The sequence below is a fragment of the Blautia pseudococcoides genome (assembly GCF_001689125.2).
Classification (GTDB): Bacteria; Bacillota; Clostridia; order Lachnospirales; family Lachnospiraceae; genus Blautia; species Blautia pseudococcoides.
The window spans coordinates 2,307,076-2,330,000 of sequence record NZ_CP015405.2; the positions used below are offsets into that span (position 1 = coordinate 2,307,076).

General features: G+C 46.9%; 25 protein-coding genes, 1 tRNA gene and 1 rRNA gene (1 of these 27 running past the window's edge). 11 read left to right on the forward strand and 16 right to left on the reverse strand.

The window, feature by feature from the left end; genetic code table 11:
• Positions 1-4 precede the first annotated feature (4 nt).
• From mutY to A4V09_RS11010, 8 genes are all read right to left on the reverse strand, one after another.
• Positions 5-1,057, reverse strand: a complete 1,053-nt coding sequence (mutY, locus tag A4V09_RS10975; protein ID WP_065542384.1) for an A/G-specific adenine glycosylase — start codon at positions 1,055-1,057, stop codon at positions 5-7.
• Positions 1,054-1,737 (reverse strand): DNA/RNA nuclease SfsA, encoded by a 684-nt coding sequence (gene sfsA, locus A4V09_RS10980; protein ID WP_065542385.1) that lies wholly within the window; start codon positions 1,735-1,737, stop codon positions 1,054-1,056. Before sfsA ends, mutY begins: the two co-directional genes overlap by 4 nt.
• On the reverse strand, positions 1,734-2,558 hold the full coding sequence (locus A4V09_RS10985) for an HAD-IIA family hydrolase (RefSeq protein ID WP_198168583.1): 825 nt from the start codon (positions 2,556-2,558) through the stop codon (positions 1,734-1,736). Before A4V09_RS10985 ends, sfsA begins: the two co-directional genes overlap by 4 nt.
• A 28-nt stretch (positions 2,559-2,586) precedes the next feature.
• The gene (locus A4V09_RS10990) at positions 2,587-2,952 is read right to left on the reverse strand and encodes a DUF1667 domain-containing protein (RefSeq protein WP_065542386.1); all 366 of its coding nucleotides are present in this window, start codon (positions 2,950-2,952) and stop codon (positions 2,587-2,589) included.
• A 2-nt stretch (positions 2,953-2,954) separates the two neighbouring features.
• Complete coding sequence (locus A4V09_RS10995; RefSeq protein ID WP_089280615.1) at positions 2,955-4,229, reverse strand: NAD(P)/FAD-dependent oxidoreductase; 1,275 nt, start codon at positions 4,227-4,229, stop codon at positions 2,955-2,957.
• 19 nt (positions 4,230-4,248) lie between these two features.
• The gene (locus A4V09_RS11000; RefSeq protein ID WP_065542388.1) at positions 4,249-5,712 is read right to left on the reverse strand and encodes an NAD(P)/FAD-dependent oxidoreductase; all 1,464 of its coding nucleotides are present in this window, start codon (positions 5,710-5,712) and stop codon (positions 4,249-4,251) included.
• 178 nt (positions 5,713-5,890) lie between these two features.
• Positions 5,891-6,460, reverse strand: a complete 570-nt coding sequence (locus A4V09_RS11005; protein WP_065542389.1) for a glycerol-3-phosphate responsive antiterminator — start codon at positions 6,458-6,460, stop codon at positions 5,891-5,893.
• A 315-nt stretch (positions 6,461-6,775) separates the two neighbouring features.
• Entirely contained in the window at positions 6,776-8,455 is a 1,680-nt protein-coding gene (locus A4V09_RS11010) for a L,D-transpeptidase family protein (RefSeq protein ID WP_084043536.1), read from the reverse strand.
• A gap of 385 nt (positions 8,456-8,840) precedes the next feature.
• Here A4V09_RS11010 and A4V09_RS24910 point away from each other — a divergent pair, with 385 nt between their 5' ends.
• Positions 8,841-8,978: a hypothetical protein gene (locus A4V09_RS24910; protein WP_167388472.1), complete on the forward strand. Its 138-nt coding sequence runs from the start codon at positions 8,841-8,843 to the stop codon at positions 8,976-8,978.
• 21 nt (positions 8,979-8,999) lie between these two features.
• A complete protein-coding gene (locus A4V09_RS11020; protein WP_065542391.1) occupies positions 9,000-9,179 on the forward strand; it encodes an HMG-box domain-containing protein in 180 nt (59 codons plus the stop codon).
• Between the two features lie 69 nt (positions 9,180-9,248).
• On the opposite strand, the gene A4V09_RS11025 is transcribed toward A4V09_RS11020, so the two are convergent.
• Complete coding sequence (locus A4V09_RS11025; protein ID WP_065542392.1) at positions 9,249-9,542, reverse strand: phage holin family protein; 294 nt, start codon at positions 9,540-9,542, stop codon at positions 9,249-9,251.
• Positions 9,543-9,730: 188 nt separating this feature from the next.
• Here A4V09_RS11025 and A4V09_RS11030 point away from each other — a divergent pair, with 188 nt between their 5' ends.
• Positions 9,731-10,681 carry an MraY family glycosyltransferase gene (locus tag A4V09_RS11030; protein ID WP_065542393.1) on the forward strand — a complete coding sequence of 317 codons (951 nt, stop codon included), beginning with the start codon at positions 9,731-9,733 and terminating at the stop codon, positions 10,679-10,681.
• Between the two features lie 106 nt (positions 10,682-10,787).
• Here A4V09_RS11030 and A4V09_RS11035 read toward each other — a convergent pair whose 3' ends face one another.
• Positions 10,788-10,982: a helix-turn-helix domain-containing protein gene (locus A4V09_RS11035; RefSeq protein WP_065542394.1), complete on the reverse strand. Its 195-nt coding sequence runs from the start codon at positions 10,980-10,982 to the stop codon at positions 10,788-10,790.
• A gap of 112 nt (positions 10,983-11,094) precedes the next feature.
• Here A4V09_RS11035 and A4V09_RS24395 point away from each other — a divergent pair, with 112 nt between their 5' ends.
• From A4V09_RS24395 to A4V09_RS11050, 4 genes are all read left to right on the forward strand, one after another.
• Entirely contained in the window at positions 11,095-11,232 is a 138-nt protein-coding gene (locus A4V09_RS24395) for a hypothetical protein (protein WP_157123494.1), read from the forward strand.
• 151 nt (positions 11,233-11,383) lie between these two features.
• On the forward strand, positions 11,384-12,721 hold the full coding sequence (locus A4V09_RS11040) for a MurT ligase domain-containing protein (protein WP_065542395.1): 1,338 nt from the start codon (positions 11,384-11,386) through the stop codon (positions 12,719-12,721).
• A complete protein-coding gene (locus tag A4V09_RS11045) occupies positions 12,721-13,443 on the forward strand; it encodes a type 1 glutamine amidotransferase (protein WP_065544741.1) in 723 nt (240 codons plus the stop codon). The genes A4V09_RS11040 and A4V09_RS11045 overlap by 1 nt, the downstream gene beginning before the upstream one ends.
• Positions 13,444-13,490: 47 nt before the next feature.
• Positions 13,491-14,828 (forward strand): helix-turn-helix domain-containing protein, encoded by a 1,338-nt coding sequence (locus A4V09_RS11050; RefSeq protein ID WP_065542396.1) that lies wholly within the window; start codon positions 13,491-13,493, stop codon positions 14,826-14,828.
• A gap of 90 nt (positions 14,829-14,918) precedes the next feature.
• Here A4V09_RS11050 and A4V09_RS11055 read toward each other — a convergent pair whose 3' ends face one another.
• Positions 14,919-16,346, reverse strand: a complete 1,428-nt coding sequence (locus tag A4V09_RS11055; RefSeq protein WP_065542397.1) for an amidohydrolase — start codon at positions 16,344-16,346, stop codon at positions 14,919-14,921.
• 13 nt (positions 16,347-16,359) lie between these two features.
• Positions 16,360-17,757, reverse strand: a complete 1,398-nt coding sequence (locus tag A4V09_RS11060) for a YfcC family protein (RefSeq protein WP_065542398.1) — start codon at positions 17,755-17,757, stop codon at positions 16,360-16,362.
• A gap of 452 nt (positions 17,758-18,209) precedes the next feature.
• On the opposite strand from A4V09_RS11060, the gene A4V09_RS11065 reads away from it, so the two are divergent.
• Entirely contained in the window at positions 18,210-18,431 is a 222-nt protein-coding gene (locus tag A4V09_RS11065; protein WP_065542399.1) for a flagellar export protein FliJ, read from the forward strand.
• 8 nt (positions 18,432-18,439) lie between these two features.
• Here the strand turns inward: A4V09_RS11065 and A4V09_RS25755 are convergent, their stop codons facing one another.
• Positions 18,440-18,574, reverse strand: a complete 135-nt coding sequence (locus A4V09_RS25755; protein WP_274537200.1) for a hypothetical protein — start codon at positions 18,572-18,574, stop codon at positions 18,440-18,442.
• Positions 18,575-19,156: 582 nt separating this feature from the next.
• Between A4V09_RS25755 and A4V09_RS26790 the strand changes: the two genes are divergently transcribed.
• The 3 genes from A4V09_RS26790 to A4V09_RS11085 are packed head-to-tail and all read left to right on the forward strand — an operon-like array spanning position 19,157 to position 20,516.
• The gene (locus A4V09_RS26790; protein ID WP_369858438.1) at positions 19,157-19,282 is read left to right on the forward strand and encodes a TetR/AcrR family transcriptional regulator; all 126 of its coding nucleotides are present in this window, start codon (positions 19,157-19,159) and stop codon (positions 19,280-19,282) included.
• 60 nt (positions 19,283-19,342) lie between these two features.
• Positions 19,343-19,747: a hypothetical protein gene (locus A4V09_RS11080; RefSeq protein WP_084043538.1), complete on the forward strand. Its 405-nt coding sequence runs from the start codon at positions 19,343-19,345 to the stop codon at positions 19,745-19,747.
• Positions 19,748-19,805: 58 nt separating this feature from the next.
• Positions 19,806-20,516 carry a peptidoglycan DD-metalloendopeptidase family protein gene (locus A4V09_RS11085; RefSeq protein WP_065542401.1) on the forward strand — a complete coding sequence of 237 codons (711 nt, stop codon included), beginning with the start codon at positions 19,806-19,808 and terminating at the stop codon, positions 20,514-20,516.
• Here A4V09_RS11085 and A4V09_RS26795 read toward each other — a convergent pair.
• The 3 genes from A4V09_RS26795 to A4V09_RS11095 all read right to left on the reverse strand — a co-directional run.
• Positions 20,425-20,628, reverse strand: a complete 204-nt coding sequence (locus A4V09_RS26795) for a GNAT family N-acetyltransferase (RefSeq protein WP_157123561.1) — start codon at positions 20,626-20,628, stop codon at positions 20,425-20,427. The two genes, A4V09_RS11085 and A4V09_RS26795, sit on opposite strands and share 92 nt — an antisense overlap.
• Positions 20,629-20,797: 169 nt before the next feature.
• Positions 20,798-20,868, reverse strand: a tRNA-Trp gene (locus A4V09_RS11090).
• 144 nt (positions 20,869-21,012) lie between these two features.
• Positions 21,013-22,925 (reverse strand): 23S ribosomal RNA (locus tag A4V09_RS11095) (it continues 971 nt past the right edge of the window).

Genomic DNA, 22,925 nt, shown 5'->3' on the forward strand with positions numbered 1-22,925 from the left:
TGGATTAGTCCTCCTCAATATATTTTCTATATGCGGAAAAAGCGGAGGGAATCGGGTATTTTCCCTTCGACTCTTTTTTATTGATAAAAAGCAGGCTTCCTGCCTTTTTCTCCTCTGTGGAAGCAACCTTTACCACATATCCTTTCATATGCCACTCCACATGTGAAAAAATATGTTTTGCTTCCCCGGCGGCCCTTATGTGCAGGGGCATGAGTTTTAATTCCTCCACTGCCTTTAACACTTCCTCCTGGGTAAGCCAGCCTTCCATATTGGGAAATTCATACAAACCTGCCAACAGCCCTTTATCCGGACGCTTGCAAATAGCATATTCCTGTCCGTTTTGTATGAGCAGGACTGTCTTTTCCTCAATCCGGCGCTGTTTTTTCGCCGCTTTTTTGGGATAATCCAGAACCGTGCCGTGAGCCCGGGCACTGCACAGATGACGTACGGGACAGACATCACATTTTGCCATACCGTTCGGTATACACACCGTAGCCCCCAGCTCCATGAGGCTCTGATTAAAGGCCCCCGGCCGGTCCTCTGGCATGACAGCTTCCAATTCCTGCTCCACGCGCCGCTTTACAGACTGCTTTAGGATATCCTCCCCGTTTTCTGTGATACGGGAAATGACACGCAGTACATTGCCGTCCACGGCCGGCTTTTTCAGACCAAAGGCAATGGAGGAGACAGCGCCTGCGGTGTAGCTGCCAATACCGGGAAGCGCCAAGATCTTTTCATAATCCGGGGGGATATTCCCGCCGTATTCTTCGACGATCTCTTTTGCTGCCTTCTGCATATTTTTCACACGATTATAATAGCCCAAACCCTCCCACAATTTCAAGAGTTTATTTTCCGGGCAGGCCGCCAAATCCCGGGTTCCGGGAAGTTCCGCGAGAAACCGCCGGTAATAGTCCTTCACAGCCTCCACCCTGGTCTGCTGCAGCATGATCTCCGACACCCAAACATGATACGGGGTTGGTTCCCTCCGCCAGGGCAGATCCCGCTTGTTCTTCTCATACCAGGAAAGCAAAGGCTCTGTTATCTGTTCCAGTTTCATATTAGCTGCACCTCCACCGGTTCCCCAAGACAAATGGCGTCCGGTTCTACAAAACAGTCATAGGCCAGTACATGTACACCTGCCTGTTCTGCCTCCAAAAGCGCCTGGGCAAAAGCCTCGTGCGTCCTTTTGTTGGGCTCAAAGTATTTCACGTCTTTCATCTGGATAACAAACATAATATACGCCTCATAGCCGTCTTTTATACATTGGCACAGCTCCTTTATATGCTTGATGCCGCGCTCGGTGGGTGCGTCCGGAAAGCGGACAATTCCATCCTCCTCAAGAGTCACGCCTTTTACTTCCATGAAAATTTTCCGTTTCCCCTGTTCCATATACAGGTCAAACCGGGAATTTCCATATTTTGTCTCAGGACGGATATATGCGCCCTCACCAAGGAGATTTCCTTTTCGCAGCCACTCTTCCACTACCCGGTTGGGAATCTGGGAATCCATATTGATCAGGCGGTTTCCCTTTTTCACGGCAATCAGGTCATATGCTGTTTTTCGTTCTTTTTTGTCACTTTTCTCCAGAAAAACAGAGGCGCCGGGAACTAATAATTCCCGGCACCTTCCAGTGTTTTTCACGTGACAGATCTCTTCCTGCCCGTCAATCTCCACACGGGCAATAAAACGGTTGGGGCGGCTTACAAAGCGCCCTTCCCTGATATTCTGATATCTCATGCTTCTGTCAGTCCCTCATAGATCTCTTTTACGCTGTCAAAGACATAGGTTGGCTTTACATCTCCTTCTTCTATGTCCTGTATAGTCGCTTCACCGGAAAGCACACAGATGGTATCCACCCCGGCTTTCACTCCGGTTTTGATATCTGTGTAGAGCCGGTCACCAATAATGACAGCATCCTCTGCCTTCAGGTCCAGCTTCTTTAATACACAGTTTACCATAATCGGCTCAGGTTTACCAATAAAAAATGGTTCTTTTCCTGTGGCATTTTTCAGCATTATGCTCATAGATCCACAGTCAGGGATATAACCAAAGCTCACCGGGCATACAAAATCAGGATTTGTAGCCAGATATACCACATCCCTGCCCAGCATAATGCATGTATTTCTGATTTTCTCAGAGGTATTTTCCGTATCAAATCCAATGAGTACAACCGTGGCCCTGTCATCCACCTCTGTGACTACCTGTATGCCAGCCTCACGCAGCTCATTTACCAGGGAACAGGTTCCCATGCAGTAGACCACCTGTCCCGGATAATTTTCATTGATATACATGGCAGTTGCCTGGCTGGATGTGTAGAAATTCTCATATCCTGCCCGGATCCCCATCTTAGCCACCTTCTCCACATAGTCGTTTACCGACTTGGAAGAATTGTTGGTGATAAAGATGTACTGTCCGCCTCTTCTCTCGATCTCATCCAGGAAATCCAGTGTTCCCGCAAATATTTCATCTTCATTGTAAATAGTTCCATCCATATCCAAAAGATATAGTTTCTTGTCTCTCAGGCTCTCCGCATTTTTACCGTTCTTATCTGTCAGCATTTTCTTCTCCTTGTAAATCTCGTTCTTTTTATACCGCCGGTATATTTTTTGTGGCAATGATATCCACGCCGGTTCCGCACACATTTCTAAGCACCACATCTCCAATATGTACCGGGGCGTTCATCCGGACGGCTCTTAATGCTTCTGCGCAGTCATAAATCTTCCCTTTTGGAATATCGGAGGCTGTCTTGACGGATACCACTGGAAGTGTGCCTCCGGCTACACGGACAGAGGACGTGACAATCCTGGTGGGGTTGGTCACCTCTTTTTTTCCGTAAGCTTCACCCTTTTTGCAGGTGTTTCCCTCCACCTTTTTCACAGCTCCATTATCCATTGTAACAGTAAGACTACATCCCAGAGGACAATTAATGCAAATCAATTCTCTCGTTTCCATCTCTATGCCTCCTCCACTTTCACAGTAATCTTATCGAAACTTTCATTGTCTGTCAAATCCGATTTTTTCAATACTACCTGCTCCATTTCACCGGGTGCCAGCTTTCTCTTTTTCTTATGCCAAATCCGCCTCTCACCCAAGTATACACTCACATAACAGTCCCTGTAAACACCGCCCACCCGGAAACGCAGGGTAAGGGTATCTTCCATACATGCAGGCCGGATGGTCTGAGGCACTGTGTAACGAACGCCATCCACAGCCAAAACCCTGATCGGCCTTGCATCCCTTTTTTCCTTCTCTCCCCGAATATATGCGGCCGCACAGGCACCGGCCCTTGCCGCCTCCTCGGAGACATAGTCTACCAGATCATGTACATGGAGCACATTGCCGCAGGCAAAGACACCCGGCACATTGGTCTCCAGACTTTCATTCACCACAGGGCCTGAGGTGACGCGGGACAGTTCCACGCCTATTTTTCCTGACAACTCATTTTCCGGGATCAGGCCGCAGGACAGAAGCAATGTGTCGCAGGAATAAAACTCCTCGGTTCCCGGAACCGGCTTCCTGTTCTCATCCACCTGCGCCAGGGTGATCCCTGTCACTCTTTCCTTTCCCTGAATATCAATCACTGTATGACTGAGTTTTAATGGAATATCAAAGTCATTCAGGCATTGTACAATATTTCTCTGAAGGCCCCCGGAGAAGGGCATCAGCTCTGCCACCACTTTTACCTCAGCACCCTCCAGGGTCATTCTTCTTGCCATGATCAATCCAATATCACCGGAGCCCAGGATCACCACTTCCCTGCCCGGCATATATCCCTCCATATTAACCAGACGCTGCGCTGTTCCCGCAGTATAAATACCTGCAGGGCGGTAACCCGGAATATTCAGGGCGCCTCTTGGCCTCTCCCTGCAGCCCATAGCCAGGATCACGGCGCGGGCCTTCAGCATCATAAGGCCGTCCTCTCTGTTCATAGCCATAACGGTTTTGCATGCTTCCCCATCCTGGATATCCAGAACCATAGTGTGCAGTTTATAGGGAATCTCCATCTCTTCCACCTGGGCAATAAAACGCCAGGCATATTCCGGTCCTGTCAGTTCCTCCTTAAAGGTATGGAGACCAAATCCATTGTGGATACACTGGTTTAAAATTCCTCCCAGTTCCCTGTCACGCTCCAGTATCAGGATGTTTTCCACCCCTTCTTTTCTCGCAGATACAGCGGCTGCCAGTCCTGCCGGGCCTCCGCCGATTATAATTAAATCATAACACATGATCTTTCCTCTCTTTCCCCGTTTAAACTGTCTTATTTTCTCCTGCTTCCCCGTCTTTTAGAACACCTGTAAGAAGCTTTGACCCTTTGCCTGCCTTCGTAAGGCTGAGTGGGTCCACATGCAGCTCTCTGGCCAGTATTTCCATGGTTCTGGGCGCGCAGAAGCCTGACTGGCATCTGCCCATTCCTGCCCTTGTTCTCCGCTTCACACCATCTAAAGACCTGGCTCCCAAAGGACGTCTTATGGCATTTATGATCTCACCCTCCGTCACAGTCTCACAGCGGCAGATGACGTTGCCGTAAGCCGGGTCTTTTTGGATCAGCTTTGCCATTTCTTCCGGAGAGGCCTGCGCCACGCTTAGAATATCCTCTCTTGTGCCGATAAAATCCTCCTTCTTTTTTGCATGGAGATACTCTGCTGTCATCTGTGCCAGGTATTCCCCTATGGCAGGAGCACTTGACAGGCCCGGTGACTCAATCCCGGCCGCATTGAAAAAGCCTTCCGCATCCTTAGCTTCACCCAGAACAAAATCCTCATTTTTTTCTGTAGCCCGAAGACCTGCAAAGGACGTGATCACCATATGCAGGGGAACATCCGCAGCACTGACACGTGCCAGAGATGCCACTTTTTCAAGTCCCCCAGCGGTTGTCTGGATTCCCTCTTTGTCCTCCATGTCATCCGCCGTGGGGCCTACAAGCAGGTTGCCGTGCACTGTGGGGGTGATGAGGACCCCTTTTCCCATCTTTGTTGGAAGCTGGAACACTGTGTGGGATACAAAATCTCCTGCTTTTTTATCCAGCAGGCAGTATTCCCCTTTTCTTGGAGTGATAGAGAGCTTTTGGCTGCTCACCATATTGTTGAAAACATCAGCATATACACCTGCTGCATTGATGACACACGCTGCCTCGTAGTATTCCCGGTCTGTCTCAATTTCGTAACCGCCTTTTTCCAGCTTTCTGACTGCCTTTACCTCTGTATCCAAAAAGAAATCCACACCGTTCACACAGGCATTCTCCGCCATGGCGATAGTCAGTTTAAAAGGACATACGATCCCGCCGGTGGGGGCATATAACAGGGCTTTGACCTGGTGGGAAATGTTTGGCTCCAGTTTGTGGATTTCTTCTCCTCTCACAATCCTTAAGCCTTCCACCCCATTCTCCTCCCCGCGCGTTTTCAATGCCTCCAGCTTCGGGATATCATGCTCATCAAAGCAAAGGACTAAAGAACCATTCTGCCTGTATGGAAAATCCAATTCCTTTGACAGAGCTTTCATCATTTTACTGCCTCTCACATTCATCCTGGCCTTCATGGAGCCTGGTTCCGCATCAAAACCTGCATGGACAATTGCACTGTTGGCCTTGGAAGTACCGCAGCAGACATCCTCCTCCCGTTCCAGTACGGCTGTCTTCAGGCTATATCTGGACAACTCCCTTGCCACAGAGCTTCCCACAACTCCAGCTCCGATAATTATCACATCATATTTCATTTTCTCATTCCTCCTGTTTTTTTAGAAAGTTCCGGCGAACCGGATTCTCAGGCCAAAACACAGCCGCTTTCGGCCGTATCTTTTTCACCCATTGCACAAAAAAGAGACAAGGCGAATACACATGCTTCTGACATGTGTCCTCCGCTTTGTCTCTGTTCTCCAGCGTTATCTATTCTATTTACATGAACCAGACTTTCTGGTTCGTGGTGGATATGGATACGGCTCCTGCACTCAGTGCTGCCATGATATCCTCCTTATCCGCGATCAGTCCCCCTGCAATGACAGGTGTTCTGCTGTGTATACAGATTCTCGAAATAATCTTGGGCATAACACCTGGAAGCACTTCTATCATATCCGGATGCACACTCTCTGTCTGTCTTCGGATACTCTCAAAGGCAATGGAATCAATGACGAAAAAGCGCATAACCGCAAACAGTCCCAGCTCCTTTGCCTGTTTGATAATGGCAGGCTTGGTAGAGATCACTCCGTCCGTCTCTGTGGTGTTTTTCAAAAAGTCCACGGCGACCTCTCTGCTGCTCAGACCACCTATGAGGTCAATATGTACCAGAACGGTCTTGCCGCCCTTTTTCAGGCGCCCCACAATATCACCGATACTGCAGATATCCCCATAGAGCACAAAGACGATTCTGATGTCGGAACTCAGACACCTGTTAAGTCCCTGTTCATCCTTGATGGCTGCCACCACAGGGCAGTCCTCAAATTGTTCTAAAATATCCTGTTGTTTCATGAGACACTCCATTTCCGTACTGTAAACTAGTAAACTATTTGATTTTAAAAAGACAAGACAATAAAGCCATAATACGGCTTTATCCTCTTGTCTCCTGTCTCTTCTTATATCTTAGCACATTCCCCTGTGCCATGCAAGCATAAATGTCACTTGTTGTAATGTTTCCGTAACAGTTCAACCTTCCACTGTCCCGCCAGGTATTGCCTTGCATTTGCAAGGCAATACCAAGGCAGCTACGCGCCAGACTGCGGTTCTTGCAGTCTGTGTACATGCTTTTGTTGCTATGAAGCCGAAAGGCAATGAACCAACTGCTTGTTACTCTCTGTAGAAACATACTACCGGACATCCCGCCTCTATATTTTCGTATATAGTTGTAGCTGCAGCGGTCGGCAGGTTGATACATCCATGAGAGCCGCTGGTGCGGTAGATGGATCCACCGAAGCTGTATCTCCAGTTGGCATCATGCAGACCAATGCCGCCGTTAAAAGGCATCCAGTATTTTACAGGCTGCTCATACTCATAAGTGCCGTCCTCCAGTTTCCGTCCTCTGAGCACCTGGTTTCTTTGTTTATACATAAGAGAATACACACCTCCCGGTGTCCTTCTGTCTCTCATGACATAAGTACCGGATACAAGATCCGTATCCATAAGCAGTGCTCCATCCTTATAAAACCACAGGTGCTGGCTTGTCAGGTCAATCTCCACATAGGTTCCGCCGATATCATTTTCCCCGTATGCCACACCCGCCTTGGAATACACAGGCTCACGGACCGTCACTGCGTGGCTGGCAATGTCCTCCAAAAGCTGGGCCTTTTCCTTTAACTGGTTTATCTGGAACCCGTAATTGCCGCCAGAAACGGTGATCGGTTCCCCTGTGGCTGTGCTTGTTATGGTTCTGTCTCTGCCCACGGTATCATAGTTATCCGCCAGCCAGGCCACAAACTCCGTCACTCTGGCCTCCAGTGTTGCAGGGTCTTCCACATAATTGCCGTTCTCGTCGTAGGTCATCCACTCTTTCACGGTCATGCCGTCCAGCACTTCTGTCTTATCTCCGAAGGTATAGGTGATCGTTACGGCTGCGCAGGAATTCCACACATCCCTCTGGTGATTCAGTGTGGGGTCCTCCTTTGTGACAGCCGGAGCTGCATAGGAACCTGCCTCCTCAGCGGAAACCGATTCCTCACTGCCGGCCACAGCCTGCTCAAGAGCGGAGAGGATAATGTCCTCCTGTACGGTGGTGCCTGCCGTCTCATCCACAATGACAAACTGGTTTTCCTGGAAAGCAATGTACGCATCTGTTGGAGCTTCCATGCTGGCGGCCTGCATACAGTCAAAAGACTGAAGCTGGGCTTTCAGTGCCTCCTTGTCATACTGGATGTTCTCCTCAGCCTCATGATCGGTGTCCCTGAAATATCCTTTTATCCATGTAAAGGGATTCTGCTCATCTAAAAGCTTCTGCACACTTCCGTCGCTGACATAGGCATAACCAATGTCCTGTCCTTTGATTTCTCTTGTCTGGTCATTTCTGAACTGCACCTGAATGGAATAATCCTCAACTTTTTTCCGAATCAAATCTTCTGCCTGCTCCACAGTCAAATTCCCGCAGGCTATATGGTTTACGGTTGTTCCCTTAAAGAATTTGTCTTTATAATAATAAGCGCCTGCGCCATAGCCGGCAGCAGCCAGTATGACCACAGCACCTGTGATGCCCAGTGCAATTTTGATCCCGGTCTTTTTACCCTTCTTTTCCTCAGCCCTCATCTCTTTTTTGGCTGCTTTTTTCTGCATCTTTATAGTTTTTTTATCCGGCTCCTGGTAAGCAGCGGCTTCCGCCTGGCTACCGATGGTATCCTGTATGATCTTCTCCATGGCAGAATCAATTTTGGCTTCCATCTCTGACTTAGGCTGTGTCTGTTCTGCCTCCCCTTGCCGGACAGCAGCTTTCGCCTGTTCTTCTGCCTGCTGCAATTTCTTTTGCTGTGTTTTTTTCTTCATCTAATTTGCTCCCCGATATTACATTTCTGTGGGTACTGCAGCCTTCTACGCTTCATTTTCCATGCTGCAGCCGCCTATATTCGACATAAACGCGAATACTTGTCTATTATAACACAAAATTCTACAACCGGATAAATATAAATGAATCCTAAAAAAAAATTAAAGCTTTTGTCATACTTTCTGTTCCTTTTAGTGTATGTGAAATATTTTCTTCATATTCTATCCTGTCACAGAATTCTGCTGGGAATGGATCAACCATATATTAGACGCACGAAAGTGTCGAAAAGTGTCACAAGGAATAAAAAAGATTTTTCTCCGCATACTAATTCTGCAGCGCAGGCAACTGCTGCCGCCCAATATAAGCAGAATAAGTGAGGATACTGCCATGTTAAAAGAAAAACCTTACGAAAACGACTATGATGACGGAAACATTCCTGAGATCGACCTGCCCAGGGAGTCAAACGCCACAGACGTGATCCCCGACGAAGTGCCGCGCAAAGACGGCCCTGGCGGAGAAGGCTGACAGGAAGCGAGGTGAATTCTGATGATCGACAACGAAGAACTTCCCATCGGCTTCACCATGGAACTGGCACAGCATTCAGATATCCTGAATCATTTTGCCCAGCTTCCCAAATCTGAACAGAAGCCTCTGGTAGACAAAGCCAGACAGGTAAACTCCCGCCACGAAATGCGGGAGTATGTGGAATCCATGTTCCGCCCCTGAGATGCGCTGCTTCAAAAGCCGGCTGTGAAACGCAGGATCTTCTGCGCCGCACAGCCGGTTTTTCTGTCTTCATTCATTTTTCGCTGACTGTTTCATGATCTGATTGATATAGGTACTCAGCCCCGCTACCAAAATCCCCTGGGTAACAGCAGTAAACACTGCCTTTGCGGCTGTCTGCGGAGAATGGACATCACAGACTGCGAGTACCCATACCGCGCATATAAGGATTCCTGCCGCTCCCAGAATCAGAGGGATATACTTATCTTTTACTGCCTGGGACTGTTTCAGCGCCATGCCCACAAAATAGAGCACTATGGCCACCACAAGAAGCTCAGGTTTTACATATTCCATTATAGTCTCCATTTCCCCTCCCCATATACTGCCTCTTTTACCATCATATGCGCTGACAGGCTTAATTTGCCGGGACCGGTGTATTTTTTTCTATTCCATGATAATTCCTGCAAAATACCGTTTCCCCGCATTTCCGGATGTGGTATACTAAAAGTGTTCAAAACAAAGAAGGAGGATTGCTGTAAAGCAAAAGAAATCTTATGTACCATTTACTGAATCAATATTTAGATACAAAACAGATTGTAATGCTGGGAATCATCATTACCTTTCTCATCACATTTTTTGCCCTGAAACATCCCTTTTCCTTTCTCCCCAGTGACCAGGGACGGGATTTCGCCTTAAACGGCGCGCTCTCAAAAGGTAAGACAAGAGGCGTTGGGCTCACGTTTGTCATCTGTTTTATCATCGGCACGGTTCTCTTTATGCCTCTTGACAAAGAGTATATCGTCTACGCCATACTGCTTTTCTGTATTATGCTGAGCGGATACCTGGACGATGCTGCAGAGACGCCGTGGAATGAATACAAAAAAGGTCTGATCGACCTCATCATCTCCGCTGTGGCTGTTCTCACTTTCCTGAATTTTAACAGTACCACCATCTCTCTTGGTTTTACGGAGCTGGAAATACCAAAAGTAGTCTTTGCCATACTGGGCATTATCCTCTTCTGGGTCTCCATCAATGTAACAAACTGTACCGATGGTGTGGACGGGCTGTGTGCCAGTCTCTGTGTGATCGTGATGCTGTCCTTTGGCCTGATTTTTAAAGAAACTCTGGGAACTTACGTGATCGCCAATTTCCTTTTTGCTGCTGTCCTGCTGGCATATCTGTACTTTAATTCCTCCCCCAGCAGTATGCTGATGGGAGACGCAGGCTCCCGGGCACTGGGCTTTTATATTGCAGTGATCGCTATCAAATCCCATCATCCGGTCATCTACCTTCTTCTGGCAGGTGTACTGATCATTGACGGCGGCCTGGGACTTGTAAAACTCTTCCTGAAAAGATTTTTAAAAATCTCGATCCTGAAAAATACAAGAACCCCTATTCATGACCACGTGAGAAAAAAATGCGGCTGGTCAGATACTCAGGTTGTTGTCCGTTTCCTGATCATCCAGGTGATCCTGGCTGTTGCAGCATACATGCTGGTAAAATAAAACATAAAAAGAGAAACACGCCATGACAGCTGTGCTTCTCTTTTTCCTTTCCCCCTCGTTTTGCTGTTCCTCATACACTGTCCAGTGTCGTCTCAGATCTGAGCTATCAGATATGAATTATAATATCCTGAACATCACAATTTAGAATATCACAGAGCACATCAATGGTTTTTGTGGTTATGGCTTCACCCTTTTTCATCCTGTGCAGGGTATTGGCTGATATACCATGAGTGTGAATCAATTGATACTCCGTCAAATCTCTCCGGAACAGTGTCTCGTAAAACGGTTTATAACTAATCATAAACACTTCTCCTATCCAACACATTTATTGAATAGTATCATACTCAATCTCTTGACTATACTCAAAATATTGAGTATATTTAAAACAAAAGAATGAAATGGGGGAATATTTTATGACAAATCATGAAGAGCCAAAACATTCATCAGAATACGACAAGAAACAGTTCCTTGAAAGCTGTGACAGGTATGAGGACAAAATCCTGGAAAATATTATTAAAAAAGCAAAAGAGATGGGGCTTCTGGAAGATTAGTCTTACCCCGGCCGGGATGTGCCGGGGATTTTTTTCTCAATGCAGAATGCCGCTTGTACTCTTTCCCCACTTTATGTATAATAAATGGGGAATCTGGAAACCCTGACTGCGGCTGAAAAAACCGCAAATAAAAACAAAGGAACTTTAGTATATGAATATAAAAAGACTTTTTGCTGTATGGAGCGCCAAACTCATTAAGACAGCCTGTCAGATCACCGGCAGACAGGGTGTGACTCTGGCCGGAAAAATAGCACTCTCCATCTATCCGCCCATTTTAAAAGAACTGGCCTGTGAAGTCAGAAAAGACATTTTTGTAGTCTGCGGCACCAATGGCAAGACGACTACCAACAATCTGTTGGCCTCTGTTCTGGAAGCAAACGGCTGCAGGGTTGTCTGCAACCGCACCGGCTCCAACATGCTGAACGGTGTGGTTTCCGCCTTTGTCCTGAATGCCCGGACAAACGGCCATCTGGATGCGGATTATGCCTGTATCGAGATTGACGAGGCTTCCACGGTCCGTGTATTTCCCCACTTCAAACCGGACTATATGGTCCTGACTAATCTGTTCCGTGACCAGTTAGACCGCTACGGGGAGATAGACACCACTATGAACCTTCTGTCCCGGGCCATGAAAATGGCACCTGATATGAAGCTTTTAGTCAACGGGGATGACTCTCTGTCCACCTTTCTCGCCATGGACAATGACAATCCGTACACCACTTACGGCATCAGTGAACAGGTGTACAAAGAACAGGATTCCCGGGAGATCCGGGAAGGCCGTTTCTGCAAACGCTGCGGAGAAAAAATGGAATACAAATTCTACCATTACAGCCAACTGGGGGATTATTTCTGTCCCAAATGCGGTTTTGCCCGTCCTACACCAGAATTTGACGGCAGCCATATTGATATGTCGGAGGGTCTGTCCTTTGATGTAGGCCATTTTCATATAAAAGCCAATTACCGTGGTTTTTACAATATATATAATATACTGGCAGTCTACGGCGCTGCCTCCCTGGCGGGTATTCCCCTTGACCGTTTTAACAGGATTCTGGGTGACTACACGCCTCAGTTCGGAAGAAATGAACTTTTTGAAATCAGCGGTACGAAAGTTATGCTGAACCTGGCTAAAAACCCGGCAGGTTTTAACCAGAATATCGGAGCGGTCATGACTGACACTTCCCCCAAGGATATCATAATCCTGATCAATGACAACAGCCAGGACGGCACGGATGTATCCTGGCTCTGGGATGTGGATTTTGACAAGCTGAAGGACGCCAATGCCGCATCCATAACCGTCAGCGGCATCCGCTGCCAGGATATGCGCCTGCGGCTGAAATACGTGGATATTCCCTCCTCTCTGGAGCCTGATATAGAGAAGGCTATCCAGACCCGAATCCAAAGCGGAACCAAAAATCTGTATCTGCTGGTAAACTACACCGGCCTGTATACCACCCATAATATTTTGAAGAAAATGGAGGGCAGAAAATGATGAAGATCACCATCGGACATTTATATCCGGACCTGCTGAACCTGTATGGGGACAGGGGAAATATCCAGTGCATGAGGAAGCGCTGCCAGTGGAGAGGCATTGATGCTGAGACCATAGAATACCAGCTTGAAGACCGTATTGATTTTTCTGCTCTTGACATTGTGCTTCTGGGCGGAGGATCTGACAGGGAACAAATGCTGGTCTGTGACAGGCTGCGCAGCATTCAGAAGGATTTCAGAGATTATGTGGAGGACAACGGTGTGGTGATTGCCGTCTGCGGCGGTTATCAGCTTCTTGGTCATTATTATAACACAGATGACGGACGCATTGAAGGCCTTTCCCTTGTTGACTTATACACAGAACAGGGCAGCCCCCGCCTGATCGACAACATTGTACTGGAGAATGATAAATTCAGCCTTCCCATTGTGGGCTTTGAAAATCACGGAGGCCGCACCTATATCGGGGACAATGAGCCTTTCGGAAAAGTCCTCTATGGAAGCGGCAACAACGGAGAGGACAAGGCAGAGGGTGTGCTTTACAAAAATGTTGTGGGCACCTATCTCCACGGCCCCCTTCTTCCCAAAAATCCGCATATCTGCGATCATCTGATCGCAAACGCTCTGGAACGCAAATACGGAAAAGCGGAGCTGGCTCCCCTCGATGACAGCCAGGAGATTGAGGCAAACCAGTATATCTATCATCGCTTTACAGCCAAACAATAGATAAATACCGGAGTCTTATGATCGCTATGAACAGAAGGGGATAACTTATGGGATACCGAGTCGCACTGCTGCTGAAACAGCACTACTACCAACATTTTAATCATCGCCTGCCCGGCATCAGCGAAGATATCTTTGTAGAATGTTTTACTTATGATACCTTGGAGGAACTCAAAACAATATTTCTGCAAAACAAAAACAACTTTGAAGGATTTCTGGTCAGCGGTATTGCCCCCATGAAAGCCATATACTCCCTTGGGGAGCAGGCTGCCGATGCTGTTGTTGACTATTTTCATATCAGTGTGGAGAACACCTACCGTATTCTGCTTCAGCAGATTGTTTTGAATGAACAACTGAAATTGTCCCGAATCGGCATGGATTTCCTTCAGGACGGCCACACCTTAAAAGAGCTCTTGGAGAGCAATCGGTTTGCCCAGCGCATCCGAGAATTTGAGGATGAGTGGATAGCGTATTCATCCAATGTGGATCTGGATGAGAGAGAGGCTGCCCTCTCCGAAAAATACAGGGAGCTGGCAGCACAGGACAAACTGGATATGGTCATCACTTATTTTTACAGCGTGATCGAAAATCTGAGTGACACCTCTATCCCCTGCATTTATGTGTATCCTGACGAGAACATGATAAGCGATATTCTGAACAGTATGAAAAAAAGCATTTCCATAAAAAGCATGAAGAACCATCTTCCTGCAGTCATACATATTAATATGGAAAATATGCCTGTACAGGATGAAATGTCATATGAAACCACCCGTCTGGAGATCAATAAAATGATCGTGGAACTGAACCGGAAATATCTGAACCGCCTTATCATAAAAAACACGTACCGGGATTTTGAACTTTACGGTGATCACAGTATCATAAAAGAGATCACAGGGGAATTTCAAAAATGTCAGATCCTGGACCTGCTCCACAGCCTGCCTTCTTTCAGAGGCTCTGTGGGATACGGCATTGGCCGCACCTTTTATCAGGCCAGAGTAAATGCCATTGATGCCAGTCATTATTCCAGAAACGGCAGCCAGCAGGAGGACGGCAGCTACCTGATCGACGAAAATGATCAGCTCACAGTCCTGCAGATAGGCCTGGTCCCGGCCGGAATGAAAGTGTCAGGCGATTACATCCATGACATTGCGGACAAGGTGAGCCTTTCCTCAGAGACCATTGTCAGGATCATCCGTGTCATGAAACAGGAGGGCACCAATAAACTTACCTCCCAGGAATTGATGCATCACCTTAATATCTCCGCCAGAGCGGCCAATAAATTTCTGGCTGCCCTGCAGAAGGACGGATACGCGGAAGTTGTGGGCATGAGACGTTCCGGAAATAAAGGGAGGCCCATCAACATATATCAGATCAATCTGAAATACTGATCCATCCGCATGTTCTCTTTGATAGAAAAAACAGCAGCCTTACCGGTTTATCCGGAACGGCTGCTGTTTTGCCCTGCTGTCTTATTATTTTTATAAATCCGGCTTTATCTCTTCTGGAATCGGACAATGATAGCCACCTTTCACTGCTTTGAGGAACTCTTTCTTTGCCTCCTCAGCTATCCGAGGATTCTGAAAAACATCAATAGCTGACATCCCCATAACCTTTGCCGCAGTGATCATACCCTTTATCCCTATGGAAGACCCTGACTGACTGACCTCCTGCCAGGAATGCCCAGGAGTTCCAAAAGCTTTGCAGGCTGTAAGGATCTGCCCTGTGGGCGCCTGATAGCTCACGTCCCCCACATCTGTACTTCCCGGCATGACCGTTTTCAGGGGATTTATGGGAAAAACTGCATCTGCCAGCACTTTACCCTCCATCTCTGCAGCCGCATTCTCCCCGTGCTGATCTTCCACCGCCGTCACAGCTTCCTGCATGATTTCCTCCGAAAATGTACTCTGGATTTTCTCAGCCAACGCGTAATCATGGGTGTCAAAATCCGGCGCTCCTGCCTCCCGAAAATTCTCCATCAATACGTTTCCAAGGACCTTATTGGGGATATAGTCGCTGAATCCATCCCCCCGCACCACCTTATAGGAGGTACCTGTCATGATAGCTGCTCCCCGTGCCACTTCGCAGATCCTTTCAAATATTTCAAAAGACTGGCGAAGCCGCGGAGCTCTGGCTTCGTAATAGACAGATGCAGTCTCCTGTACCACATTTGCCGCGCTTCCTCCTGCGTTGGTGATCGCGTAGTGAATTCTGGCCTCCGGGATCACATGCTCCCTTAAAAAATTACATCCCACATTCATAAGCTCCACTGCGTCCAGGGCACTTCTTCCCAGATGGGGAGACGCGGAGGCGTGAGACGCTTTGCCGTGGAAAATAAAAGCAGCGCAGATATCCGCCAGCGAACTGGATGAAAAAAGCCCGTTCACGTCCCAGGGATGCCAGCAGAACACCGCATCAAGGCCTTCAAAGCAGCCCTCCCGTGCCATAAAAGTTTTACCCGAACCTTTCTCTTCCCCCGGGCAGCCAAAGTAGATAATGGTTCCTGCTCCTCTGCTCTCCTCCAGGTAAGCCTTAACGGCAACTGCCGCCGCAAGGGAACCGGTGCCCAGCAGATTATGGCCACATCCATGACCGCAGTCTGTCTCCTCTCTCTTTTCCTGCGTATCTCTCCCCGGCTTCTGGCTAAGCCCAGGAAGCGCATCGAATTCCCCCAAAATGGCAACCACCGGTCCGCCGGTGCCAAAGGTTCCCTTAAAGGCTGTGGGAATTCCCGCCAGCCCTGTTTCCACCTGAAACCCCTCCGCTTCCAGCGTATCCTGCAGTAATTTTGCTGATCGGTATTCATGAAATCCCAGTTCTGCATATTCCCATATTTTCCGGCTGATATCAGAGTAAGTCTTCTCCTTCTCTGCAATTCTTCTGCATAATCTTTCTTTTGCCTCTGTCATTTTCTTCCTCTCCTTATATACCCACCATTACAGCTCCCATGATCAGGATAACTTCCATCGCGATCCACATTAAAAATAATTTCCAGATAAATTTGTACCACTTATTCATACCAATCCCCATAACACCGCACATCATAGCGCATCCTGTAGGCCAGAACATTTTAGAAAATCCATCCCCAAACTGATAAGCTATAACAGCGATCTCACGGCTCAGTCCGACCACATCGGCAAGGGGCGCCATAATAGGTACGGTCACTACAGCCTGCCCGGTTCCTGATGGAACAAAGAAGTTGATCAGGTTCTGCGCCAGCAGCATGGCAAATGCGGAAAGTCCGGAGGGGAATCCTTTTACTATATTAGATAAATACAAAACTGCTGTGTCAATAATATTACCTGAACTCATCACCACTTCGATCGAGCGGGCAAAACCAATCATAAGAACCGTGAATACCATGGATTTTGAGGATTCCACAAAGGAATCTGCAATTTTACTAGGTCCCATTTTATTGATAAGGCCGGTTATCACCATTCCGATAAAAAATACTGCTGCAAGCTGCTGCAGATAAAAACCAAACTTTGCAACTCCCACCGCGATGGTCATGATAATAATTCCAAATCCCACTAACGTGAGCTTCTGTCTGCCTGTAAAAGGCATCTGCATAACCTCATCTCGGCTGGCAGTGACTGTGGGCTCCGGTACGCCGTAGAGATAACTCTTTGTGGGGTCTTTTTTTATCTTTTTTGCATAGTGCATTATGTAGATTATAGTTACAGTCACAAAACAGACAAATGCCACGATCCGGAATGTGGTGATTTTGCCTCCAACACTTGGAATTCCTGCAATACTGCTTCCCAGGCCAACCGTAAAGGGGTTAAGGACTGCCGCGGCAAAGCCAACACCGGTTCCCAGAATCACGATGGAAGCCCCTACTATCCTGTCATATCCCAGTGTGATCGCAATAGCGACAAACGCCGGGATCAGTCCCCAGGCCTCCTCATTCATGCCAAATGTAGTTCCCCCAAGAGCAAAAAGAGTAAAGAATATGGGAATCAGGAAATAATCCTTGTCCTTGATCTTCCTCAGTATAGAACCGACCAGAGCATTCAATGTTCCGGTACTCATAAGCAAAGTAACGTACCCACAGGCGAAAAGCAGAAAAAATATAATATCCGCTGCATTCACAAACCCCTGAAAGATACTCATGCAAAAAGCCCAGGGGCCTATAGGATTGGCATCCACCGCATGATAACTCCCCGCTACTACCAGTTCTCTCCCCAAAGCCGGGTCCACCGCCCTGTCAAACTGTCCTGCCGGTAAAACCCAGGTCAGTATGGCACTGATAAGAACCATTGTCATCATGATCACGTAGGCATGGGGCATAGAAAATTTGAATTTCCTCTCTCTTTTCATTTAAAAATCCTCCTTTTTACTTTTACGCTGTAAACTGCTGATTATTTTAAGCATACTTACAGAACCATTCTTTTATATTTAGAATACCACTCTGCTTAAATAAAGTCAATTGGCAGTAATTGCAGATAATATCTCTTGAATTTCGGAAATAATACACAAAAAATGACGGCTTGATGTGGGTTTCGTTTCTGGAATGAATCATGATACTGTAAATTACATTTAAAGCCAGATTCCTTATAGATACGGCTGCACCGTGACCATAACACTGCTGTTCACAGTTTTCTGCCCTGGAGGCGTTTCCCCGGAGAAAACTGCACTAAAGGGGAGTGGATGTGAAGTGTAACATCATTATAGAAATATTCGTGATTATGTAATACAAAATAGTGGAAATTCCTAATTTTAAATGTTATACTAGTTATTGAAATTATTTTATGTATGAGGAGGATTACAACATGGCGAGAGGACGCAAAAAAGAGACGAGGACACTGGATGAACAACTGCAGGCAGTTATCGGGGAAATCGCCACATATGAAGAAACTTTAAAAGAATTACGCCGCAAGAAAAAAGAGATTGAGCAGAAAATCACGGAAGACAAAAAAGAGGCTTTATATAGAGCAGTAATGGAATCCGGCAAATCACTGGAGGAAGTTCTGGCTGGTTTATGCAACGAATAAAACATAAGTCAGCCCTCCGGCTGTTCAAATCTGAACAGCCGGGGGGCTGACACCGGCGGCTGCTGGGTCTGCACACACCCGGACCTTTCCGTCTCATCCGTAACCAGTGGTATTTCAATAAACTTATATCCATATTTCTTCATAGACTGCTCTCCTCTTCTCTCAGGATGTATCCGCAATATCCATTTTCTGTTTTTATATATCTTATCTGAACTTGCTCCCCTACCTGATAGGTATTATCCCAATCCGGCATTGTATCTCCGCGTCTAGACTCCTTTTCTGTGGCACCGATACTTTCACTTAAAGATATGATACATTTTTTTCTGTAAGAAACAATCAAAAAGAAACGGAATCCCTGCATGATCAGCAATCATGGTCCACTGCATAAAATACTGGGTTACTGTTCTCAGCAACAGGCTTCGTGATGCGCAGACATGGAAATCTGCTTCATGCCGGGCTGGCAGTCCTACGAATTTTCCTGCTGGGTGCATGATAACATCCCGCAGGATAGTGGCTATAGGAACAGTAGCCATACAAGCATTATTCACCAAAATCTATTGGTTTGCTTCCCCGTGGTCTTATGCTCTATATATTGGCTTTTTTCTATATTGACCTTTTAGGTAAATATAGTTACAATAAATATTAACCTAATAGGTAAATTTTTGATATTAAAAAGGAGATAGCAATGCCCGTAAAACTAGCTGGTCCCTCAAAAAAGAGACGCTATACTAAATGCAGCGCTAAAAGAATTTTCATCACAAGGTTATGACAAAGCTTCAACAAATATCATAGCTAAGGAGGCCGGAATCTCGAAAGCTCTCATGTTCCACTATGTCAGCAGTAAGCAATAGCTCTTTTTCGTAGTTTATGATTATTTTACCGATTTGATCAGGAGGGAGTATTTTGAACAAATGGACTTTAACGAGAGATATATTTTTGCCAGACTACAGCAGTCATATTTTCTACAGCTCAAGCTAACAGAAGAATATCCCTGGATTTTAAATGTTAATAAACTATCACGCCATACAAATTCCGAGGAGGTAAAAAAGAAGCTGCAAGATAAGAGAAAACAGGAACATGCAGACTGCTATCCTAAGCTATTTGATGATATAGATGAAAGCCTGTTCAGAAAAGGATTGGAGATAAATACATGTAAACAGTTTATCTTCTGGTCCAACGTTGGATTTACAGATAAAATCTTAGAGGAGATTAGAAACAATGCGTTCCCTCATGTTGACGGAGAAACTGTCATACATAAACTTGATCATTACTTTGCAGAACTGCGCAAGATATTTTATGCGTCAGATAATTTGTAAATCTGCAGCTTAAAGCCTTGGCCGGAAAAGAAAACCGCCAAATTTACGGAGGTACAAAATGAATGAGCAATACACACCTGTGATCATGGACTTCCCACTGAGAGGTGAATGGTTCTCTCCCAACACCCCCGGAGCACGGATTCCAAGCCACGGGACAAATCGGTTCGGAACACGGTACGCCTATGACTTTTTACAAGTCGACTGGAAACGAAGAGGTCATCCCAGTTATCAAACGCATTGGCTTAACTATTTACTTTTTGGTGTTCCGCTGCAAAAATGCTATTGTTGGGGAGAAAATATCTACGCCCCCTGTGATGGAACAGTTGTTGACGCAAAAGATAATCATAGGGAAAGATCCAGAGCACATCTTATTTCAGATATGTTTGTTGCTGTCAGAAGTTCACATTTTTATAATCCCCGGAAAGATGATATACAGTCCATAGCCGGGAATCATATTATCATAAAATGTAACGAACACGTGTATGCGGCTTTCGCCCATCTTCAATGCGGCTCCATCAAAGTTATTGCAGGCCAAAAGGTTAAGAGGGGAGATGTTTTGGGTAAAATCGGACATTCCGGAAATTCCTTTTTTCCTCATATGCATTTTCAGCTTATGGATGATAAGGATATGAATTCAGCACAGAGGGTTCCCTGCGCGTTTAAACAGTATGAAGTGTTTAGAAATGGCAGGTGGGAAACTGTGAAGAAAGGGATTCCAACAGATATGGACAGAATTCGATTTCCACATTCTGCAGCAGCTCAGAGATAAACGCCTCTGTAGGGATTTGGCAATATCCTTTTCTCCGATATCCCTCTAATGTTTCAATTCCGATGGTATAAGTATGTTGAAAAATAAAATTTGTCAGGCAATAGCTGACAATCTATTTCAATATTATCCCACTCTCTACTCACTAGGTGAACGATATACGCAAACCTCTCTTTATCAAACTGATAAATCATACACTTCTCCTTCTCTCATTGGAAATGGATTTTAAATATAAAACAAAGTGGCAAGTTTAGATTATACTAAACTTGCCACTTTATCATCAACAGGGGATGAGGGATTCGAACCCCCATCGACGGTTTTGGAGACCGGTGCTCTACCATTGAACTAATCCCCTATATACTACCTATTATTATACATAAAATCTTTTTTCTTTCAAGACTTTTTTCAAAAAAAATCTATTTTTTGAAATGTACCTTCAAAACCGCATATACAAAACACAAAAACCTTTTCTCTTACCCGCCGTTCGCACTTTCGTGCTTAGGTCAAGCCCTCGACCGATTAGTAGCAGTCAGCTCCATACATTGCTGCACTTCCACCTCTGCCCTATCCACCTCGTCGTCTTCAAGGGGTCTTACTTCTTTATGAATGGGATATCTCATCTTGAGGGGGGCTTCACGCTTAGATGCCTTCAGCGTTTATCCCTTCCAGGCTTGGCTACTCTGCTATGCACTTGGCAGTGCAACAGATACACCAGCGGCCCGTCCATCCCGGTCCTCTCGTACTAAGGACAGCTCCTCTCAAATATCCTACGCCCACGCCGGATAGGGACCGAACTGTCTCACGACGTTCTGAACCCAGCTCGCGTACCGCTTTAATGGGCGAACAGCCCAACCCTTGGGACCTACTACAGCCCCAGGATGCGATGAGCCGACATCGAGGTGCCAAACCACTCCGTCGATGTGAACTCTTGGGAGTGATAAGCCTGTTATCCCCAGGGTAGCTTTTATCCGTTGAGCGATGGCATTCCCACTTAATACCACCGGATCACTAAGCCCTACTTTCGTACCTGCTCCACCCGTCGGTGTCGCAGTCAAGCTCCCTTCTGCCTTTGCACTCTGCGAATGGTTTCCAACCATTCTGAGGGAACCTTTGGGCGCCTCCGATACTCTTTCGGAGGCGACCGCCCCAGTCAAACTCCCCGCCTGGCATTGTCCCACCGCCGGGTCACGGCGGCTGGTTAGAAGCCCAATACTGCAAGGGTGGTATCCCAACATTGGCTCCGGCACAACTGGCGTCATGCCTTCTCAGCCTCCCACCTATCCTGTACATGCAATACCGGACCCCAGTACCAAACTGGAGTAAAGCTCCATGGGGTCTTTCCGTCCTGGCGCAGGTAACCAGCATCTTCACTGGTACTTCAATTTCACCGGATGCATTGCCGAGACAGCGCTCAAATCATTACGCCTTTCGTGCGGGTCGGAACTTACCCGACAAGGAATTTCGCTACCTTAGGACCGTTATAGTTACGGCCGCCGTTTACTGGGGCTTAAATTCAATGCTTCGTTTCCTGACATCTCCTCTTAACCTTCCAGCACCGGGCAGGCGTCAGCCCATATACCTCACCTTTCGGTTTCGCATAGACCTGTGTTTTTGCTAAACAGTTGCTTGAGCCTATTCTCTGCGGCCAGGTCTCCCTGGCACCCCTTCTCCCGAAGTTACGGGGTCATTTTGCCGAGTTCCTTGGCAATGCTTCTTCCGTCGGCCTTAGGATTCTCTCCTCATCCACCTGTGTCGGTTTACGGTACGGGTACGGTATAAACAATAGCGGCTTTTCTTGACGCATGGCTCACACACTTCCCTACTTTAGTTCGGTCCGCATCACGTCTTCGGATCGCCACACGGATTTTCCTATGTGACTCCTACCTCGCTTGCCCCGGGATTCCATTCCCGGGATGTGCTCTCCACACGTGTCCCCACAGTTCTGTTATATCGCAGTACAGGAATCTCAACCTGTTGTCCATCGGCTACGGCTCTCGCCCTCGCCTTAGGCCCCGACTTACCCAGGGCAGATCAGCTTTACCCTGGAAACCTTAGATATTCGGCCACAAGGATTCCCACCTTGTTCTCGCTACTCATTCCGGCATTCTCTCTTCCATGCAGTCCACAGCTCCTTACGGTACTGCTTCATCCCGCATGCAATGCTCCTCTACCAATCACTATGTGATTCCTCAGCTTCGGTGTCGTGTTTCAGCCCCGGACATTTTCGGCGCAGGACCTCTCGACCAGTGAGCTATTACGCACTCTTTGAATGTGTGGCTGCTTCTGAGCCAACATCCTGGTTGTCTTTGAGATCCCACATCCTTTTCCACTTAACACGTACTTTGGGACCTTAGCTGGAGGTCTGGGCTCTTTCCCTTTTGACTATCCAACTTATCTCGTATAGTCTGACTC

Excerpts from the sequence above, each read along its gene's own strand:
- mutY (WP_065542384.1), bottom strand. The coding sequence starts at position 1,057 with ATGAAACTGGAACAGATAACAGAGCCTTTGCTTTCCTGGTATGAGAAG.
- sfsA (WP_065542385.1), bottom strand. The coding sequence starts at position 1,737 with ATGAGATATCAGAATATCAGGGAAGGGCGCTTTGTAAGCCGCCCCAAC.
- A4V09_RS10985 (WP_198168583.1), bottom strand. The coding sequence starts at position 2,558 with ATGCTGACAGATAAGAACGGTAAAAATGCGGAGAGCCTGAGAGACAAG.
- A4V09_RS10990 (WP_065542386.1), bottom strand. The coding sequence starts at position 2,952 with ATGGAAACGAGAGAATTGATTTGCATTAATTGTCCTCTGGGATGTAGT.
- A4V09_RS11000 (WP_065542388.1), bottom strand. The coding sequence starts at position 5,712 with ATGAAATATGATGTGATAATTATCGGAGCTGGAGTTGTGGGAAGCTCT.
- A4V09_RS11005 (WP_065542389.1), bottom strand. The coding sequence starts at position 6,460 with ATGAAACAACAGGATATTTTAGAACAATTTGAGGACTGCCCTGTGGTG.
- A4V09_RS11010 (WP_084043536.1), bottom strand. The coding sequence starts at position 8,455 with ATGAAGAAAAAAACACAGCAAAAGAAATTGCAGCAGGCAGAAGAACAG.
- A4V09_RS24910 (WP_167388472.1), top strand. The coding sequence starts at position 8,841 with ATGTTAAAAGAAAAACCTTACGAAAACGACTATGATGACGGAAACATT.
- A4V09_RS11020 (WP_065542391.1), top strand. The coding sequence starts at position 9,000 with ATGATCGACAACGAAGAACTTCCCATCGGCTTCACCATGGAACTGGCA.
- A4V09_RS11025 (WP_065542392.1), bottom strand. The coding sequence starts at position 9,542 with ATGGAGACTATAATGGAATATGTAAAACCTGAGCTTCTTGTGGTGGCC.
- A4V09_RS11030 (WP_065542393.1), top strand. The coding sequence starts at position 9,731 with ATGTACCATTTACTGAATCAATATTTAGATACAAAACAGATTGTAATG.
- A4V09_RS11035 (WP_065542394.1), bottom strand. The coding sequence starts at position 10,982 with ATGATTAGTTATAAACCGTTTTACGAGACACTGTTCCGGAGAGATTTG.
- A4V09_RS24395 (WP_157123494.1), top strand. The coding sequence starts at position 11,095 with ATGACAAATCATGAAGAGCCAAAACATTCATCAGAATACGACAAGAAA.
- A4V09_RS11040 (WP_065542395.1), top strand. The coding sequence starts at position 11,384 with ATGAATATAAAAAGACTTTTTGCTGTATGGAGCGCCAAACTCATTAAG.
- A4V09_RS11045 (WP_065544741.1), top strand. The coding sequence starts at position 12,721 with ATGAAGATCACCATCGGACATTTATATCCGGACCTGCTGAACCTGTAT.
- A4V09_RS11050 (WP_065542396.1), top strand. The coding sequence starts at position 13,491 with ATGGGATACCGAGTCGCACTGCTGCTGAAACAGCACTACTACCAACAT.
- A4V09_RS11055 (WP_065542397.1), bottom strand. The coding sequence starts at position 16,346 with ATGACAGAGGCAAAAGAAAGATTATGCAGAAGAATTGCAGAGAAGGAG.
- A4V09_RS11060 (WP_065542398.1), bottom strand. The coding sequence starts at position 17,757 with ATGAAAAGAGAGAGGAAATTCAAATTTTCTATGCCCCATGCCTACGTG.
- A4V09_RS11065 (WP_065542399.1), top strand. The coding sequence starts at position 18,210 with ATGGCGAGAGGACGCAAAAAAGAGACGAGGACACTGGATGAACAACTG.
- A4V09_RS25755 (WP_274537200.1), bottom strand. The coding sequence starts at position 18,574 with ATGAAGAAATATGGATATAAGTTTATTGAAATACCACTGGTTACGGAT.
- A4V09_RS11080 (WP_084043538.1), top strand. The coding sequence starts at position 19,343 with ATGGACTTTAACGAGAGATATATTTTTGCCAGACTACAGCAGTCATAT.
- A4V09_RS11085 (WP_065542401.1), top strand. The coding sequence starts at position 19,806 with ATGAATGAGCAATACACACCTGTGATCATGGACTTCCCACTGAGAGGT.